This is a genomic window from Achromobacter sp. RT286_PF (assembly GCF_059760425.1).
Genome location: NZ_JCBAMR010000029.1, coordinates 55,420 through 70,798, shown reverse-complemented (window position 1 = coordinate 70,798; position 15,379 = coordinate 55,420). Strand labels below are relative to the sequence as shown.

The window sequence follows — 15,379 nt, the reverse complement described above, 5'->3', positions numbered from 1 at the left end:
GCTCGCCGTACGGCGCACCCGCGGGGAAAATGCAATATCAATCATCTAGACATCTGGCTGTCATGCTAGACCGATAACTTGGCGCAATGAACTCACACGCCCCCTCGCCCCTGGCCGGTGTCACAGGCCAACGCATCCTGACGCCGCGCGGCGTTGAACAGGCCAGCCTGCGCTTTCAAGGCGGACTGATCGACGACGGCGCAAGCGCCCCCGCGCGCGGCGCGCCGTGGTTCGACGCCGGCCGCCTGCTGGTGCTGCCCGGCATCGTGGACTTGCACGGCGACGCGTTTGAACGCGCCATCATGCCGCGCCCCAGTGTCACCTTTCCGTATGACAGCGCGTTGTTCGATGTCGACCGCCAGTTGCTGGCCAACGGCATCACCACCGAATTCCATGGCGTGACCCTGTCCTGGGAAGGCGGCCTGCGCGGCGAAGACTATGCCGAACGCATGTTCGACGCGCTGGAGCGCATGAAGCCGATGATGGGCGCACGGCATTATGTGCACCTGCGTTTTGAAACCCACCACATCGGCGGCGTGGACCTGGCGCAGCAGTGGATCCGCGATGGCCGGGTGCGCTTTCTGGCGTTGAACGATCACCTGCCCAGCATGGCGCGCCGTCTTGGCGATGAACGCAAGCTGATGCAGTACGCAGACCGCGCGCAGTGCGATCTGGACACCTTCCAGCAACGCATCCGCGCCGCGATGTCGGCGGCCGATTCCGTGGCGGACGCCATGCGTGACCTGGCGCTGTGCGCGCAGGCCGCGGGCCTGAAGGTGGCCTCGCACGACGATCCCGACGCCGCCACGCGCCGCTACTACCACCAGCTGGGTTGCGGCGTGGCCGAATTTCCGCTGACCCGCGAAGCCGCCTGCGTCGCCCGCGACCTGGGCAACGCCGTGGTCTTCGGCGCGCCCAACGTCGTGCGCGGCGGCAGCCATACGGGCGCGCCGGGCGCCACCCAGATGATCCAGGCCGGGCTGTGCGACGTCCTGACGTCCGACTACTACTACCCCGCGCCGCTGGCCGCCGTGATGCGGCTGGTGCAGGACGGCGTGTTGCCGCTGGCGCAAGCCTGGAACCTGGTGTCGATGAACCCCGCGCGCGCCGCCGGCTTGAAAGACCGGGGCGCCTTGGCGCCGGGCCTGATCGCCGACGCCATCGTGGTGGACGACCATCTGCCGGGACTGCCGCGCGTGGTGGCCGCCATTGTCGGCGGCGAACTGCGCTATGCCACGCGGGTCTTCGGCGACGATCACAGCCAACGCATGGCGGCCTGACCATGGCGCTTGCGCATCGCTACGCCCTGTACCTGTCGCCCGCCAAGCCCTGGCGCGATGGTGGCAGCCACTGGCTGGGACGCTGCGCCGACACGGGCGCGGCGCTGCCGCCTCTGCCGGGCATGCCATCCGCCGCGCGCGACTGGACTGCCGCGCCACGCCATTACGGCCTGCATGCCACGCTGAAGCCGCCCTTTCGCCTGACATCGGGCGCGACCCCGCAGGCGCTGGACGACGCGGCTCGCACGCTTGCGCGCGGCTTCTCGCCTTTTAGCGTCATGTTGGAATGCGCCACGCTGCGCGGCTTCCTGGCCTGGCGCATCGCGCAGGCGGATGCCGATGGCCACAGCCGCATCCAGGCCTTGGCGGACGCGGCCGTGCGCGATCTTGACGCCCTGCGTGCGCCCCCCACCGCCGACGAACTGGCAAGGCGCCAGGCCACTGCGTTGACGCCCGCGCAGCAAGCCATGTTGGCGCGCTGGGGCTACCCCTATGTCTTCGATACGTACACGTTCCACATCACGCTGACCGGCAAGTTGGAAGGCGAAGCGCTAGCCGCGGCGCAACACAGCGTGGCCGCCTTTGCCGAGCCGTTGCGCGGGCAGGCCATGCCCGTGTCTGGCGTCAGCCTGTTCGTGCAGCCGGAGCCGGGTGCGGATTTCGTCGCCGCGCGCCACTACCATTTCGACGGCACGCAAACAGACGCCATCGGCGTGCAGGCCTTGCAAGGCGCGCCCGCGCCATGACCGGGCCCGCACCGGTTCCGCCGCCGGCTTGCGGCGCGCGGCTGATCTACCTGATGGGCGCATCGGGCAGCGGCAAGGACACGCTGCTGCGTCGTGTGCGCGCGCAATTGCACGCGCATGAACCCGTGCTGGTGGCGCACCGCTACATCACGCGCGACAGCGGCGCCACGGAAGACGCGCTGTCTTTGACGCCTGACGAATTCGACCGCCGCGCGGCCTTGGGCTGCTTTGCGATGCGTTGGGCCAGCCACGGGCTGCAATACGGCATCGGCATCGAAATCGACACCTGGCTGGCGTGTGGCGCGGTGGTGATCGTGAACGGTTCGCGCGCGCACCTGCCCATCGCGCACGCGCGCTATCCCGCGTTGACGGCGGTAGCGCTGACCGTTGCCCCGGCGCTGCTTGCGCAGCGGCTGGCGGGCCGGGGCCGTGAAAGCGGCGAGCAGATCGCACAACGGCTGGCGCGCGCGTCGCGGGACTACGCGGTGCCGGCGCAGTGCGTGATACGACGCGTCAGCAACGATGCCGACCCGGATGTGGCGGCCGCCGAGTTGCTGGACATCGTGCGGCGAACCATCGCCGTTTAGGCCGGGGCCGGGGCCGGGGCCGCCCCCGTACCAATGGACGCCCCCGCGTCGCCGCACAGGTCCAGCAGGATCTCCGAAAACCGTTCCTCGGCCGCCAGCACCTGATCGCGTTTGCGTCGGATCAGGTTGATGGGCGGCAGTTCCCACCCGAAGTCCCAGGGCGGCATGCCCAGCTTTCCGCGCTGGCAAAGCTCGCGCGCGATGTCTTCCGGCACCACCGATATCAGCGTTTCGTTCATCGTCAACATGCCTTCGATGACATCCGTTGAATAGGCTTCCAGCACGGGGGACGGCGGCCGCAATCCCGCGCGGATGAAGTGTTCAACGATCAATTGCCGCGTGGGGGTGTTGGCGGCGGGCAGCACCCAATCCATGGCGGCGACAGCGGCCCAATCCGGCTTGCGCCGCGCCAGCCGTTGCGCCAGCCTGCTATGGGCGATCAGGCGCGGCCGCTGGCGGTACAGGACCTTGTGCATCAGGTCGTCCAGCGCCACGGTGGACGTGGCCCGGCTGATGATGCAATCCAGCTCGTGGCGGCGCAGCATGGGCACCAGGTGGTCCGTGGTCGCGCGATGCAGGGTCAACGTGACGCCATAACGCTGATGCAGGCGGCTGATGGCGGCGGTCAGCAAGGCGCTGGACACGTAGGGCACCACGCCCACGTTCAGGTGCGCGGAATGGCCGGCATGCAGCGCCTGGACTTCGCGCGCCCATAGGTCCAGGTCGCTTTGCAGGTGGCGCGCGCGCACCAGCGCCAGGTTGCCCAGCGGCGTGGGCAACAGGCCACGACCGCTGCGCAGGAACAGCGGCCCGCCGAAAATATCTTCAAGTTCGGCCAGCGCCTTGGTCACGGCAGGCTGGCTGATGCCGGTAGCCGCCGCCACACGGGTCAGGGACCCATGCCGGGCAATGTTGGCCAGCAGGGCCAGATGACGGTGCTTCAGGCGATTGGACAGTCGGGTGGGGTCCCAGCTCATGCGGTACTCGCGGGCGCTTTATAACCGGACGGTTATTGAATCATGCCCATAAAGATGATTCCAGTTATTTCACGACCCTATACTGCGGTCGTTCCCCGCCTGTCACCGAGCCGCCCCATGAGCGCATCCTTTACCACCCGTCCTGAAATTCGCGGCACCTTTGGTGTTGTGTCGTCCACGCATTGGCTGGCGTCGCAGGTAGCCATGGGCGTGCTGGAACGCGGCGGCAACGCCTACGACGCGGCCGTGGCCGGCGGCTTCACGCTGCAAATCGTCGAGCCCCACCTGAATGGTCCGGGCGGCGAAGTGCCCATCCTGCTCTGGAACGAAAACGAAAAGCGCATGCGCGCGCTGTGCGGCCAGGGGCCCGCGCCCGCGCTCGCTACGCCGGCCGCGTTTCGCGCGCTGGGCGTGGAGATGGTGCCCGGCATCGGGCTGCTGCCGGCCACCGTGCCCGGCGCGTTCGGCGCCTGGCTGACGTTGCTGCGCGACTACGGCACGTGGGAATTGGCCGACGTCTTGCGCCCCGCCATCGATTACGCCCGCAACGGCTTCCCCCTGGTGCCGCGCGTGTCGCAGGCCGTGCTGGCCGTGCAGGCGCTGTTTCGTGATGAATGGACCACCTCGCGCGACGTCTGGATGCCCGACGGCCGCGTACCCGCGCCCGATTCGCTGTTCTGCACGCCCGCCATCGCCGACACGTACACGCGCATCCTGGACGAGGCGCACGCCGCCAGCACCGACCGGCGCGGGCGCATCGACGCCGCGCTGGACTGCTGGTATCGCGGCTTTGTGGCCGATGCCATCGACGCCTACTACACCAATGAGCCGGTGCGCGACACCACGGGGCAGCGCAACCGTGGCCTGCTGCGCAAGTCCGACCTGGCCGATTGGCGCGCCACCTACGACGAGCCTGTTACCACCCAGTACGGCCGCTACACCGTGGCCAAGTGCGGCGTGTGGTCGCAAGGGCCGGTGCATTTGCAGCAGCTGGCAATGCTGCGGCATCTGGGCATGGACGGGCTGGACCCGACCTCGCCGCAATTCGTGCACCGCATTGCCGAAGCCGCCAAGCTGGCCTTCGCGGACCGCGCCGCCTGGTATGGCGACCCCGACTTCACCACGGTGCCGCTGGCCGCGCTGTTAAGCGACGCCTATGCCCGCGAACGCGCGGCATTGATCGGCACCAACGCGTCGCCCGATTTCCACCCCGGCAGCCCGGCCGGCCTGGCGCCCCGCCTGCCGGACCTGGACGCCGCGGCCCGCACGCTGGCCGCCTCGGACACCCGCTTTGGCGTGGGCGAACCCACGTTCGCGGCCTTGCCGCCCGTGGCCGAATGGGCCGCGCGCGAAATCTTCGTGGGCGACACGTGCCAGATCGACGTGATTGACCGCGACGGCAACATGGTGGCCGCCACGCCGTCGGGCGGTTGGCTGTCGTCCAGCCCGGTCGTGCCGGGCCTGGGCTTTCCGCTGACGACCCGTTTGCAGATGACCTGGCTGGACGATGGCGTGCCCGGCCAGCTGCAACCGGGCAAGCGCCCTTGCACGACGCTGTCGCCAGGCCTGGTGCTGCGCGACGGGCAACCTTATATGGCGTTCGGCACGCCGGGCGGCGACCAGCAGGACCAATGGACGGTGGCGTTCTTCTTGCGTCACGCCATGGGCATGAATTTGCAGGAAGCCATCGACGCGCCGTCCTGGCACATCGATCACTTCCCGGGATCATTCTGGCCACGCACGCAAACGCTGAACCGCCTGACGGTGGAATCGCGTCTGCCCGAGGCCACCATCGACGCGCTGCGCGCGGCGGGCCACGACGTCAAGGTCGGCCCCGCCTGGTCAGAAGGGCGCATCAGCGCGTGCACGCGTGAACCGGGCATGGGCGGCGGCCTGCTGCTGCGCGCGGGGGCCAACCCGCGCGGCATGCAGGGCTACGCCGTTGGCCGCTGACAACAGGCGGCATTGAACACGCATACGCAAACCACAAACCGCAAACCGCAAACCGCATTCACGAATCACATCCACTTTTTCAAACAGCCGGCGCCCAGACCGGCACTTACACAGGGGTAATCACCATGAAATTGTCTTTCCAACGACTGATGCGCGTGTGCGCGCTGGGCCTGGCCCTGGCCACGCCCGCCTTGTCCCAGGCCGCCTGGCCTGAAAAGCCGATCACGCTGATCGTGCCGTGGGCCGCGGGCGGGTCCACCGACATTCTGGCGCGCGTGCTGTCCGAAGGGCTGACGCAATCGCTGGGCCAACCGGTCATCGTGGAGAACCGGTCGGGCGCGTCCGGCAACATCGGCACCACCTTCGTGGCGCGCGCCAAGCCGGACGGCTACACGCTGCTGGTGGGCTCGATGAGCACGCACACGATGAACCAGGCGCTGTATTCCAACATGCCGTTCGATGGCGTCAAGGACTTCACGCCCATCGCCGAACTGGCGCTGGTGACGAACACGATGGTGGTGCACCCCTCGGTGCCCGTCAGCAACGTGAAGGAATTCATCGCCTACGTGAAAGACCGCCCGGATGCGGTGGCCTATGCCTCGGCCGGCCAAGGGTCGACCAACCACCTGAGCGCCGCGCTGTTCGAGAAAGCCGCCGGCGTGAAGATGATGCACATCCCCTACCGTGGCGGCGCGCCCGCGGTGCTGGACACCGTGGCCGGTCGTACGCAGGTGCTGTTCAGCGCCGGCACGCAAACCCTGCCGCACGTGCAGTCGGGCAAGCTGAAGCTGTTGGCCGTGACCGAAGAAAACCGTTCGCCGCTGTTGCCCGAGGTACCGACCGTGGCCGAAACGCTGCCGGGCTATGAGCTGTCGGTGTGGTACGGCGCGTTCGGCCCGGCCGGCATGCCGCCGGAGCTGACCGCGCGCCTGAACCGCGAGATCAACCTGATCCTCAAGCGCCCCGACGTCATCAAGAAGATGGGCGACATGGGCGTGCTGCTGACGGAAACGACGCCCGAGCAGTTCGGCCAGATCCTGGCGCGCGATGCCGACAAGTACGGCAAGCTGATCAAGGAACTGGGGATCACGGCGGAATGAACGCCACGCCGACTTCCGTGACGCCGGCGGCAGCCGGCGTGTCGGCCATTGCACAAGCCTACGCCGCCGCGGACGCGACGGCGGCCTTGCAGGCCATAGACGCCTACGCCCATGGCCGGCTTGAACATGCCTTGTGCACCGTCAACCGCTTTGACGCCGACACCATGCGCGTGGTGCGCTTGTACAGCTCGAACCCCAACGCCTATCCGCCGGGCGGCAGCAAGGACAAGCGCGGCACGCCGTGGGGCCGGCACGTGCTGCTGGACCAGCGCGTGTTCGTGGGCGAAGGCGAAGCCGCCATCCGCGAATTCTTCAACGACCACGACGCCATCCGGGAACTGGGCCTGCAATCGGTCATCAACGTGCCGGTGTCGTATGACGGAGTTTGTCTGGGCACCGTCAACTTCCTGATGCCGCGCCCCAAGGTGTCGGACGCGGATGTCGACCACGCCCGGCTGGCGAGCCTGTTGGCCCTGCCCGCCCTGCTGGCGCTGCGCCGCACCGACTAGATCAGCGCGCGCCGGATGCGCGAAGACAACATGTCGATGGCCACCACGAAGGCCACGATGATGATCATCACCGCGCAGGTTTCGGCGTAGCGGAAGCTGCGGATGATTTCCCACAGCACCGTGCCGATGCCGCCGGCGCCCACGATGCCGACCACCGAGGCCGAGCGCACGTTGGATTCAAAGCGGTACAGCGAATACGAGATCCACAGCGGCAACACTTGCGGGATCACGCCGTACACGATTTCTTCCAGTGCGTTGGCCCCGGTGGCGCGCACGCCTTCGACCGGACGCGGATCGATGGCTTCAACGGCTTCCGAGAACAGCTTGGCCAGCACGCCGGTGGTGTGCACCCACAAGGCCAGCACGCCCGCGAACGGCCCCAGGCCCACGGCCACGATGAACAGCATTGCGAACACCATTTCATTGATGGCGCGGCACGCATCCATCAGGCGTCGCATGGGCTGGTAGACCCACGCCGGCACCATGTTCGACGAACACAGCAGACCCAGCGGCACGGCCACCACGATGGCCAGGAACGTGCCCCACACCGCGATCTGCACGGTGACGATCATCTCGTCCAGGTACATGCGCCAGTCGCGGAAATTCGGCGGGAAGAAGTCGGCGGCAAACTGCGCCATGTTGCCCGAGTCGCGCAACAGATCCATCGGCCGCATGTCCGCGCCGCCCCATGACATCACCAGCAGTGCAAGAACAAAGGCCCAGACCAGCAAGACCGGCAGCGAAGAACGCGGCGCGGTGGGCAGGCGAGGGGAATGGGTGGCTAGGCTCATGGCGGTCCGATGGATGGCGATCAGGAAAGTTATTGCTTGGCGACGGCGGGTTGGCCCAGCGCGGCCAGCTTGCTGTCCAGGTCGGCCAACTGCTTTTGCTTTTCGGCCTGGCCCAGCGTGCTGTCGCCTTCTACCTTGGCCTTTTCACGGGCCAATTCGATCTGGCGGATGGGCACGAGCTGCTGGTTATCCGACGCGCGGAAGCCCTGGTAGGTCAGCGCCTTCAGGTTGGCCAATTCGCGCTGGGCGTCCTTGCCCTTGCCGTAGTTGACGAAGAAGTCGCGGATGCGGCCCTTCAAGTCGGCCGGCAGGTCCGAGCGCATGACCAGCGGATCAGCCGGAATCAACGGCGACTTCCACAGCACGCGCACGCTGTCGTTGGCGTCCTTGCCCGTATTCAGGCGATAGCGCTCCAGCGCTTCCGTGTTGTTGACGGCAACATCCACCTGCTTGTTGATGACCGACAGCAGATTGGTTTCGTGGTTGCTGGCGCGCACCGTCTTGAAGAACGTCTTGGGTTCGATCTTGTTGGCGGCCCACAGGTAGTACCCGGGCACGGCGGTGCCGGACGTGGAGTTGGGGTCGCCCGCGCCGTAGCTCAGCTTGCCGCCGTTTTTCAGCACGTCGTCCAGCGTCTTCAGGTTGCTGTCCTTGTTGACGATCAGCAGCGACCAATAGCCGGGGTTGCCGTCCTTGTCGATCACCGACGCGAACACTTCGCCCTTGGCGCGGTCCACGGCTTCAATCGCCGACTTGTTGCCGAACCAGCCCATCTGCACCTTGTTAAAGCGCATGCCTTCGATGATGCCCGCGTAGTCTGAGGCGAAGAAGGGTTTGACCGGCACGCCGATGGCGCGGCTCAGGTCGTCGATGACGGGCTGCCAGACCGACTTCAGGTTGGTCGACGATTCGGTCGAGATGATGCCGAAGTTCAACGTCTTGGCGTCTTGCGCGACGGCCTGGGTGGACAGCGCGGCGGCGGCGATCAGGGTAAAGAAGGTTCTGCGTAGCATGGATGACTCCGGGGTGGATACGGTGAAAAGGCCGTGGGGTCGCGGCGTTGCAATCAAGGATCGGATCAGGCGGCGTGCGCCAACTGCGACAGCGGCGCCAGCGCCGGCATGGCGGGCGACTGCTGCGTGTATTCGGGAAGCAGCTCGGACAGTTCTGAGCCGTACAGGTCGCGCAGCATTTCGGGGGTCAGGTCGGCGGCGCGGCCGTCGTACACCACCTTGCCGTGGCGCAACGCCACTACGCGTGGGCAGTAGCGCAACGCCACATCCACCTGATGCAACGACACCACCACCGCCACCTTGCGCGTGCGGTTGATGTGGGCCAGCGTGTCCATTACGCGGCGCGACGATTCGGGGTCCAGCGATGCGATGGGTTCGTCGGCCAGGATCACGCGCGCGTTCTGCACCAGCGTGCGGGCAATGGCGGCGCGCTGCTGCTGCCCGCCGGACAGCGTCGAGGCGCGCTGAAATGCGTAGTCGTCTATACCAACCTGGGCAAGCGCATCCAGGCCCTGACGCACTTCGGCGCGCAGGAACCAGCGGGTCAGGCTGCGCCACAGCGGCACGCGCGGCAACATTCCGGTCAACACATTGGTAATCACCGGCAGGCGGCCCACCAGGTTGAATTGCTGAAACACAAAGCCGATGCCGGCGCGCGCGGCGCGCACGTTGCGGCTTAGCCGGCCATGCTGCTGAATAAGCTGACCGTTGACGGTCACGCTGCCCTGGCCCGCATCCCCGGCCACAAAGCCGGCCAGATGGCGCAGCAAGGTGGACTTGCCCGAACCGGACGCGCCCAGCAGCGCCACCATTTCGCCGTCGGCGACTTGCAGGCTGACGTTGTCCAGCGCCTTGGCCCCGGCATGGAAGGTCTTGCTCAAGCCCTGTACTTCAATGGCGACCGTCATCGCTGATCCCCTTGTCTGTGGTCATGGGCGCATTCTGTTTTCGCGGCATGACAGCGCGATGACCCGGCGGACAATTCGGATGGGATAAAAACCGGGGTCAGCAACGCACTGAAAGAGATCCGTCACAATCGCCGCCACCGACGGCTTGCAGCCCAGGACGGCGCGGGTATATTCAGGAAATCCCCACTCGCTTGGCGCTCATCATGATTACCGGTTCCTGCCTGTGCGGCCGCGTGGCTTACGAGATCGACGGCCCCCTCACCAACGCCCTGAATTGCCACTGCATCATGTGCCGCAAGTCCCACGGCGCGGCTTTCCGCAGCCGCGCTTCGGTGCAAGTGTCTGATTTCAAATGGACCAAGGGCGAAAACCACGTCACCTGGTATGCCTCGTCACCCGGCAGTTATCGCGGTTTTTGCGAAGCTTGCGGCACGCCTTTGCTAAGCCGCTTTGACCAGACGCCCGACGCCTATGGCCTGCCGCTGGGCGCGCTGGACGACGACCCGGGCGTCAAGCCCGCCGCGCACTGCCACGTGGCCAGCAAGGCGCCATGGTTCGACATCACAGACGACCTGCCGCAATACCCGGACGACTTCCCCGGCGTAGTCGAACCGGACGCGCAGGCGCAAAACGTCACCTAGGCATTGAAGCGGCGCGATTTGCCCCCATAAATAGAACAGACCGCGCGGGCGGGTGTGCTTGCCCCAGGGCGCCCATGAGTCGTCCAGCAGCAACTATCGCGGCTTTGCCGCAGATAAATACTGGCTAATCGGCGCGCTTTGCAGTAACATAAGTCCGTGATTTTTCCGCAAAAACCGGGCTTCGGTCACTCTGCGTGCCAACCTGTACTCCTTCGGGTCACCCCCCAAGATACCCAGGCTGCCCCCGGTTTGGTTGAACCTTGCCGGGCGACCTTCCTACTGTCGGCGACGTCACGACTGTCCCACGCGCCGCAGCCCTCTGCGCCGCAAGGCACGCAGCAAAAGTTCCAACCCGCTTCTTCCGGTGCTGTGCATTTGCACGGTATCGCGACCAAGCCGCGCCGTGCGCGCACATTGCCCACGCTGCGCGAGTATCCGTCATTTCAGACATCCACCCGGGATGCCGTGGCCATTACCCGCGCTTGCCCGAACGTTTTACGTTCAACCGCTGGACCTGGTTATCTGTGTCCAACGCGCTTGCCGCTTCGTGCGGCGCGTCATGCCGCCGGCCTGGCTGCGCGTATTGATCAAGGAGTAGAGAATGGCTAAAGAAGAACTCATCGAATTGGATGGCATTGTTGACGAAGTGCTGCCCGATAGCCGCTACCGCGTCAAACTGGACAACGGCATCGAAGTTGGCGCTTACGCCTCCGGCCGTATCCGCAAGCACCGCATCCGCATCCTGGCGGGCGATCGCGTCACCCTGGAAATGTCGCCGTATGACCTAACCAAGGGCCGCATCAACTTCCGTCACAAAGACGAGCGCGCACCCGCGCCGCACCGTCCCCAGCAATACCGCCGTTAAGTCAGGACCTCAGGGCCGGCCACAAGGCCGGCTCCCTGTCTTTATGTCGCACCGGTCCGGGGCCTTGCCGCCCTTAAGGCCAAACCGCGACATGCCGTAATGCGTGGAACGTCCGTTCGTGAAAAAATGGCAACCCGGTCAGGCGCAATGTCTGGCGGGATACGCATGAAGCAAGATGGATTTCACAGAAGAATTGCAAGCCGCTGCTGACCAGCTTTCCCTGACGCGAAGAAAATTCGCCAAAGGGGAGGAAGGGCTGCGCCTGCTGCATCAATCGCGCGAGGCGTTCATCAACAGCCTGCGCAACACCGGCCTGACCTACGCCGAAGCCAAGATCAAGTACGACAACTGCCTGGACGAACAGGAAGCCGAGCAGCTTCATGTGCGCCAGCAGATGGAATATGCCGAGCGCATGCATCAGTTCGTGCTGAACAAGATCGCGCAGCAGGCCGCCACGGCGTAAAGCGCCGGCCGGGCAGCCACGCCCGGCGGTGCATCAGGGCTTGAACGCCCCGATGAAAATGGCGGGATCGACCCGCGCATCGTTCAGGCTGACATTCCAGTGCAGGTGTGGCCCCGTGGCACGCCCGGTGGCGCCCACCTTGCCCACCACGCCGCCACGCGGCACCTCATCCCCCACCTTCACGTCAATGGCCGACATGTGGCAGAACATGCTGATGAAGCCCTGGCCATGGTCGACGAACACCGTCTTGCCGTTGAAGAAATAATCCCCCACCAACACCACCACACCCGCCGCCGGCGACTTGATCGGCGTGCCCGCGGGCACGGCAAAGTCCAGGCCCGAATGCGGGTTGCGTTCCTGCCCGTTGAAAAAGCGGCGCAGCCCGAACGGGCTGGATAGACGACCACCGCTTACCGGACGGTCCAGCAACAGGTTGCTGGGCGTGACGCCGGCGCGGTAGGTCCGGTTGGCCGCGCTTTGCTCGGCCATTTCGCGTTCGATGCGCTTCATGTCGTCCGGGTTGGGGTCGACCTGACGCGGATTCTTCAAAGTGATGTGCTGCGCCACGTATTCCTTGGCGCCCACCGAGAACGACACCTTGCGTTCGCCGTTGGCATCGCGCACCACGGCCTGCTGCTCGCCCGGTTTGACGCTAAGCGGAATGCCAAGCACGGCGATCCACTGCTTGCCCTCTTCGCGCACCACCATCACGCGGCGGTCCAGGAAGGTGACCTCGGGCGCGCGGTCGGCATCGCCCAGCGGCAGGATGGCGACGCCGCCCGGCACGGGCGCGTTCAGCTTGCGTGAAATAAAGCCTTGCTGCGTGGCGGCGCGTGCCGGCAGGCCGCAAGCCATGGCCGCCACCGCAAGGCCCAGGCGCAGAACGTCGCGGCGCAGGATCAGACGGCTTACAGGCACAGGTTCGCCGGTTCGATGATGCTTTGGTCGCGGCGGGCGATGCGCGTGGACAGGCGCGCTTCGGTCTTGCCCTTCCAGGTAGTCGTGCTGAGCACGGCTTCGACACCCAGGCTGTCTTCCTGGACCAGTTCAAACCCGTTACGGATTTCCTGGCGCTTGAAGTTAACGCCCATGTTCTTCCAGGCGTCGGCCACGCACGTTGTGTAGTCGTCGGCCGTGCGCTGGGTGGCACCGTAGAAAACGGGGTCGCGCTTGCGCACGTCTTGCACGTTGGCGCAGGCTGACAAAGCGGTCAGGACGGCGAGGGACAGGGCGATGCGAACCTTCATGACGGTAGGACTCTTTAGGCAAATAAGTGGACGGAGCGGCCAAAACTATAACGCAGCAGCCTGTCAGGACTGCGGGGCGCGACGGGCCGATTTGGGACGGAAGGCGTCGATGATCTCGGGGCAGGTCTCGGCGTACGGCCCGCCGATCAGGTCGATGCAATACGGGATCGCGGCGAAGATGCCCGGCGCGATCACCGTGCCGTCATCGCCCTTCAAGCCTTCCAGCGTTTCACGGATGGACTTCGGTTGGCCCGGCAAGTTCACGATCAACGCGGCGTGCGACGGCGTTTCGCGGATGACGGCCACCTGGCGCGACAGGATCGCGGTGGGCACGAAGCGCAGGCTGATCTGGCGCATCTGTTCGCCAAAGCCGGGCATTTCCTTGGTGCCGACGACCAGCGTGGCCTCGGGGGTGACGTCGCGGCGGGCGGGGCCGGTGCCGCCCGTGGTCAGCACCAGGTCGCAACCGCAGATGTCCACCAGTTCAATCAGTGTTTCGGAAATACGCGCGGGCTCATCGGGAATCAGGCGGTCCACCGCCTGCCACGGCGACACCAGCGCCGTCCCCAGCCATTCCCGCAAGGCGGGCAGGCCCTGATCCTGGTAAACGCCGGTGGCGGCGCGGTCAGAGACGGACACCAGGCCGATGATCAGGTCGTCGGGATGGCGGCGGGCGATTCGGGTGGGCGTGGTCATAGGCGGTGGCGATGGCTGAAAGCGACAAGGGGGAACGGGTCCGCCGGGCAATAAGGCGGGCGGCGCGGCGGTCAATCATGGAAATCCAGAAGACGGCCGCGATGACGATGCTATCGCATTCTTTCCCAGGAGAAAGGCGTCCACCCCCCCACCAACCCGCCCGCGGACGTGTGGCAAAAAAGCGAATCGTCCGTGGCCCCGGTTTCGCGCGCTTGTTTGCGTCATGGGCCCTGGATAACATCCGCTAACAAAATACTTCCGTGGCTGGCCTGTCGCGCCTGTTGTCTCCATGTTCAAACGCACTTTACGGCAGCACGCGCTGGCCGCCGCGCTGGCCCTGACGGCCGCGGTCGCCGCGGGATGGCTCGCCTGGCATACGCTGGCATTGAAAACGGAACCCGTGCCCGCCGCCGCCCCGGGCATCTACATTCCCAACTTGGGCAACACGCTGCAAGAACAGACGCGCAACCTGTCGCGCCTGAGCCAGGCACTGCGCACCGGCGACCGGGTGGTGATCCTGGGGTCTTCCGAGCTGACCAGCAACGACCTGCGCTTTGTCCCCTACCGCTATCTGGCCGACGAGTTACAGATGCCGGTGCTGGCCTACGGCCATTCGGGCTTCCAGTCCCTGGGGATGCAGCTGGTGCTGGCTGCATTGGCCGATGACCTGTCGCCCACCTCGCGCGTGGTGGTGATGTTGTCGCCCGGATGGTTCGACGGCGATGGCGGGCTGGGCGCCGACGAATTCAAGGAACACGCCAACCCGTTGCTGCCCCGGCTGCTCAAGCAACCCGAAGGCCGCGCCGAACTGGCACGCTGGCTGCGCGACAAAGGTGATGCGGGCGTGGCTTGGTCGATGATGACCGAGCAGGCCTATGTTTTCAGGCAACGGCTGGTCGACCTGTGGACACCTGCCCATGCCGCCCCCGCCCCCGAGCGGGAACGCGAGGGCCCCGCTGCTGCTGCCCGCGTGGTGGATTGGGACGCACTGGCCGAAGAGGCGCAACGCGCCGAGCAGGACTTGATGACCGGCAACCGCTACGCGGTGCGGGACGACTTCTTCAACAAATACCTGCGGACCCTTCCCGAGGGCGGCAAAACCGCGTACCTGCCGCAACCCCTGACAGGCCGCGACGAACTGCGCGAATTGACCGCCCTGATGGCGCTGCTGCACCAGCATGGCGTGAATGCGCTGTTTGTCATGCAGCCGCTGCACCCGATGGTCTTCAAGGACCTGAACCGTTTCCAGCCCGTGCAAGAGGAAGTGGGCGCCCTGTGCCGGCGCTATGCGATGACGTGCATGGATATGTACGACGCCCCCTTTGAAGTGGGCATGCTGCGCGACGTGCAGCACCTGGGTGAACTTGGCTGGCTGCGGGTGAACCAGAAGATTGCCCAGGTGTTCCGGCCATGACCCCTGCCCGCCCCGCCCCTGGCCAGACCTTTCCCGCTGGAGGGATGCCGCAATGAAAAGAACGCTGTGGCTGTGCCTGCTTTACCTCGGCGTGTTCGCCGTGCTGCTGATCCAGGCGGACACCTCCGCCAATCTGGGCAAGCCGATGGAGATCGAGTTCCAGTATTCGAAATTCTGACGGCGCGCCCC

General features: G+C 66.0%; 18 protein-coding genes. 11 read left to right on the top strand and 7 right to left on the bottom strand.

The window, feature by feature from the left end:
- Window positions 1-86: 86 nt before the first annotated feature.
- Genes AC6LJY_RS20465 through phnN form a run of 3 tightly spaced genes read left to right on the top strand, consistent with a single transcriptional unit; the run spans window position 87 to window position 2,613 of the window.
- Window positions 87-1,280, top strand: a complete 1,194-nt coding sequence (locus AC6LJY_RS20465) for an alpha-D-ribose 1-methylphosphonate 5-triphosphate diphosphatase (protein ID WP_498136643.1) — start codon at window positions 87-89, stop codon at window positions 1,278-1,280.
- A gap of 2 nt (window positions 1,281-1,282) precedes the next feature.
- Entirely contained in the window at window positions 1,283-2,026 is a 744-nt protein-coding gene (locus tag AC6LJY_RS20460; protein ID WP_498136642.1) for a DUF1045 domain-containing protein, read from the top strand.
- Window positions 2,023-2,613: a phosphonate metabolism protein/1,5-bisphosphokinase (PRPP-forming) PhnN gene (phnN, locus tag AC6LJY_RS20455; RefSeq protein WP_219990899.1), complete on the top strand. Its 591-nt coding sequence runs from the start codon at window positions 2,023-2,025 to the stop codon at window positions 2,611-2,613. Before AC6LJY_RS20460 ends, phnN begins: the two co-directional genes overlap by 4 nt.
- Here the strand turns inward: phnN and AC6LJY_RS20450 are convergent.
- Entirely contained in the window at window positions 2,610-3,590 is a 981-nt protein-coding gene (locus AC6LJY_RS20450) for a LysR family transcriptional regulator (protein ID WP_498136641.1), read from the bottom strand. The genes phnN and AC6LJY_RS20450 overlap by 4 nt on opposite strands.
- 117 nt (window positions 3,591-3,707) lie before the next feature.
- On the opposite strand from AC6LJY_RS20450, the gene AC6LJY_RS20445 reads away from it, so the two are divergent.
- The 3 genes from AC6LJY_RS20445 (at window position 3,708) to AC6LJY_RS20435 (ending at window position 7,152) form a co-directional block, all read left to right on the top strand.
- Complete coding sequence (locus tag AC6LJY_RS20445) at window positions 3,708-5,543, top strand: gamma-glutamyltransferase family protein (protein WP_498136640.1); 1,836 nt, start codon at window positions 3,708-3,710, stop codon at window positions 5,541-5,543.
- 125 nt (window positions 5,544-5,668) lie between these two features.
- A complete protein-coding gene (locus AC6LJY_RS20440) occupies window positions 5,669-6,643 on the top strand; it encodes a Bug family tripartite tricarboxylate transporter substrate binding protein (RefSeq protein ID WP_046804389.1) in 975 nt (324 codons plus the stop codon).
- Window positions 6,640-7,152, top strand: coding sequence for a GAF domain-containing protein (locus AC6LJY_RS20435; protein ID WP_498136639.1), 513 nt, complete (start codon window positions 6,640-6,642; stop codon window positions 7,150-7,152). The genes AC6LJY_RS20440 and AC6LJY_RS20435 overlap by 4 nt, the downstream gene beginning before the upstream one ends.
- Here the strand turns inward: AC6LJY_RS20435 and phnE are convergent.
- From phnE to phnC, 3 genes are all read right to left on the bottom strand, one after another.
- Entirely contained in the window at window positions 7,149-7,943 is a 795-nt protein-coding gene (phnE, locus tag AC6LJY_RS20430) for a phosphonate ABC transporter, permease protein PhnE (RefSeq protein WP_046804387.1), read from the bottom strand. The two genes, AC6LJY_RS20435 and phnE, sit on opposite strands and share 4 nt — an antisense overlap.
- Before the next feature lie 29 nt (window positions 7,944-7,972).
- Entirely contained in the window at window positions 7,973-8,956 is a 984-nt protein-coding gene (gene phnD / locus AC6LJY_RS20425) for a phosphonate ABC transporter substrate-binding protein (RefSeq protein WP_219990902.1), read from the bottom strand.
- A gap of 65 nt (window positions 8,957-9,021) precedes the next feature.
- The gene (phnC, locus tag AC6LJY_RS20420; protein ID WP_314359834.1) at window positions 9,022-9,864 is read right to left on the bottom strand and encodes a phosphonate ABC transporter ATP-binding protein; all 843 of its coding nucleotides are present in this window, start codon (window positions 9,862-9,864) and stop codon (window positions 9,022-9,024) included.
- A gap of 203 nt (window positions 9,865-10,067) precedes the next feature.
- Here phnC and AC6LJY_RS20415 point away from each other — a divergent pair, with 203 nt between their 5' ends.
- The 3 genes from AC6LJY_RS20415 to AC6LJY_RS20405 all read left to right on the top strand — a co-directional run bounded on the left by AC6LJY_RS20415 (window position 10,068) and on the right by AC6LJY_RS20405 (window position 11,833).
- Complete coding sequence (locus AC6LJY_RS20415; protein ID WP_498136638.1) at window positions 10,068-10,505, top strand: GFA family protein; 438 nt, start codon at window positions 10,068-10,070, stop codon at window positions 10,503-10,505.
- A gap of 601 nt (window positions 10,506-11,106) precedes the next feature.
- Entirely contained in the window at window positions 11,107-11,370 is a 264-nt protein-coding gene (infA, locus tag AC6LJY_RS20410) for a translation initiation factor IF-1 (RefSeq protein ID WP_006221179.1), read from the top strand.
- 175 nt (window positions 11,371-11,545) lie between these two features.
- Window positions 11,546-11,833 carry a hypothetical protein gene (locus AC6LJY_RS20405; RefSeq protein ID WP_314359826.1) on the top strand — a complete coding sequence of 96 codons (288 nt, stop codon included), beginning with the start codon at window positions 11,546-11,548 and terminating at the stop codon, window positions 11,831-11,833.
- Between the two features lie 33 nt (window positions 11,834-11,866).
- On the opposite strand, the gene AC6LJY_RS20400 is transcribed toward AC6LJY_RS20405, so the two are convergent.
- From AC6LJY_RS20400 to mog, 3 genes are all read right to left on the bottom strand, one after another.
- Window positions 11,867-12,688 (bottom strand): peptidoglycan DD-metalloendopeptidase family protein, encoded by an 822-nt coding sequence (locus AC6LJY_RS20400; protein ID WP_046804491.1) that lies wholly within the window; start codon window positions 12,686-12,688, stop codon window positions 11,867-11,869.
- Between the two features lie 53 nt (window positions 12,689-12,741).
- The gene (locus AC6LJY_RS20395; protein ID WP_046804382.1) at window positions 12,742-13,080 is read right to left on the bottom strand and encodes a hypothetical protein; all 339 of its coding nucleotides are present in this window, start codon (window positions 13,078-13,080) and stop codon (window positions 12,742-12,744) included.
- Window positions 13,081-13,143: 63 nt separating this feature from the next.
- Window positions 13,144-13,776: a molybdopterin adenylyltransferase gene (gene mog, locus AC6LJY_RS20390; RefSeq protein ID WP_498136637.1), complete on the bottom strand. Its 633-nt coding sequence runs from the start codon at window positions 13,774-13,776 to the stop codon at window positions 13,144-13,146.
- 289 nt (window positions 13,777-14,065) lie between these two features.
- On the opposite strand from mog, the gene AC6LJY_RS20385 reads away from it, so the two are divergent.
- Window positions 14,066-15,190: a D-alanyl-lipoteichoic acid biosynthesis protein DltD gene (locus AC6LJY_RS20385; protein ID WP_052945998.1), complete on the top strand. Its 1,125-nt coding sequence runs from the start codon at window positions 14,066-14,068 to the stop codon at window positions 15,188-15,190.
- Between the two features lie 52 nt (window positions 15,191-15,242).
- The gene (locus tag AC6LJY_RS20380) at window positions 15,243-15,368 is read left to right on the top strand and encodes a hypothetical protein (RefSeq protein ID WP_255221300.1); all 126 of its coding nucleotides are present in this window, start codon (window positions 15,243-15,245) and stop codon (window positions 15,366-15,368) included.
- Window positions 15,369-15,379: the final 11 nt, after the last annotated feature.

Bases quoted from the DNA above. Each gene is read 5' to 3' on its own strand.
- infA (WP_006221179.1), top strand. From the start codon at position 11,107: ATGGCTAAAGAAGAACTCATCGAATTGGATGGCATTGTTGACGAAGTG.
- mog (WP_498136637.1), bottom strand. From the start codon at position 13,776: ATGACCACGCCCACCCGAATCGCCCGCCGCCATCCCGACGACCTGATC.
- AC6LJY_RS20380 (WP_255221300.1), top strand. From the start codon at position 15,243: ATGAAAAGAACGCTGTGGCTGTGCCTGCTTTACCTCGGCGTGTTCGCC.
- phnC (WP_314359834.1), bottom strand. From the start codon at position 9,864: ATGACGGTCGCCATTGAAGTACAGGGCTTGAGCAAGACCTTCCATGCC.
- AC6LJY_RS20415 (WP_498136638.1), top strand. From the start codon at position 10,068: ATGATTACCGGTTCCTGCCTGTGCGGCCGCGTGGCTTACGAGATCGAC.
- AC6LJY_RS20395 (WP_046804382.1), bottom strand. From the start codon at position 13,080: ATGAAGGTTCGCATCGCCCTGTCCCTCGCCGTCCTGACCGCTTTGTCA.
- phnE (WP_046804387.1), bottom strand. From the start codon at position 7,943: ATGAGCCTAGCCACCCATTCCCCTCGCCTGCCCACCGCGCCGCGTTCT.
- AC6LJY_RS20445 (WP_498136640.1), top strand. From the start codon at position 3,708: ATGAGCGCATCCTTTACCACCCGTCCTGAAATTCGCGGCACCTTTGGT.
- AC6LJY_RS20460 (WP_498136642.1), top strand. From the start codon at position 1,283: ATGGCGCTTGCGCATCGCTACGCCCTGTACCTGTCGCCCGCCAAGCCC.
- AC6LJY_RS20465 (WP_498136643.1), top strand. From the start codon at position 87: ATGAACTCACACGCCCCCTCGCCCCTGGCCGGTGTCACAGGCCAACGC.
- AC6LJY_RS20400 (WP_046804491.1), bottom strand. From the start codon at position 12,688: ATGGCTTGCGGCCTGCCGGCACGCGCCGCCACGCAGCAAGGCTTTATT.
- AC6LJY_RS20385 (WP_052945998.1), top strand. From the start codon at position 14,066: ATGTTCAAACGCACTTTACGGCAGCACGCGCTGGCCGCCGCGCTGGCC.
- AC6LJY_RS20435 (WP_498136639.1), top strand. From the start codon at position 6,640: ATGAACGCCACGCCGACTTCCGTGACGCCGGCGGCAGCCGGCGTGTCG.
- phnD (WP_219990902.1), bottom strand. From the start codon at position 8,956: ATGCTACGCAGAACCTTCTTTACCCTGATCGCCGCCGCCGCGCTGTCC.
- AC6LJY_RS20440 (WP_046804389.1), top strand. From the start codon at position 5,669: ATGAAATTGTCTTTCCAACGACTGATGCGCGTGTGCGCGCTGGGCCTG.
- phnN (WP_219990899.1), top strand. From the start codon at position 2,023: ATGACCGGGCCCGCACCGGTTCCGCCGCCGGCTTGCGGCGCGCGGCTG.
- AC6LJY_RS20450 (WP_498136641.1), bottom strand. From the start codon at position 3,590: ATGAGCTGGGACCCCACCCGACTGTCCAATCGCCTGAAGCACCGTCAT.
- AC6LJY_RS20405 (WP_314359826.1), top strand. From the start codon at position 11,546: ATGGATTTCACAGAAGAATTGCAAGCCGCTGCTGACCAGCTTTCCCTG.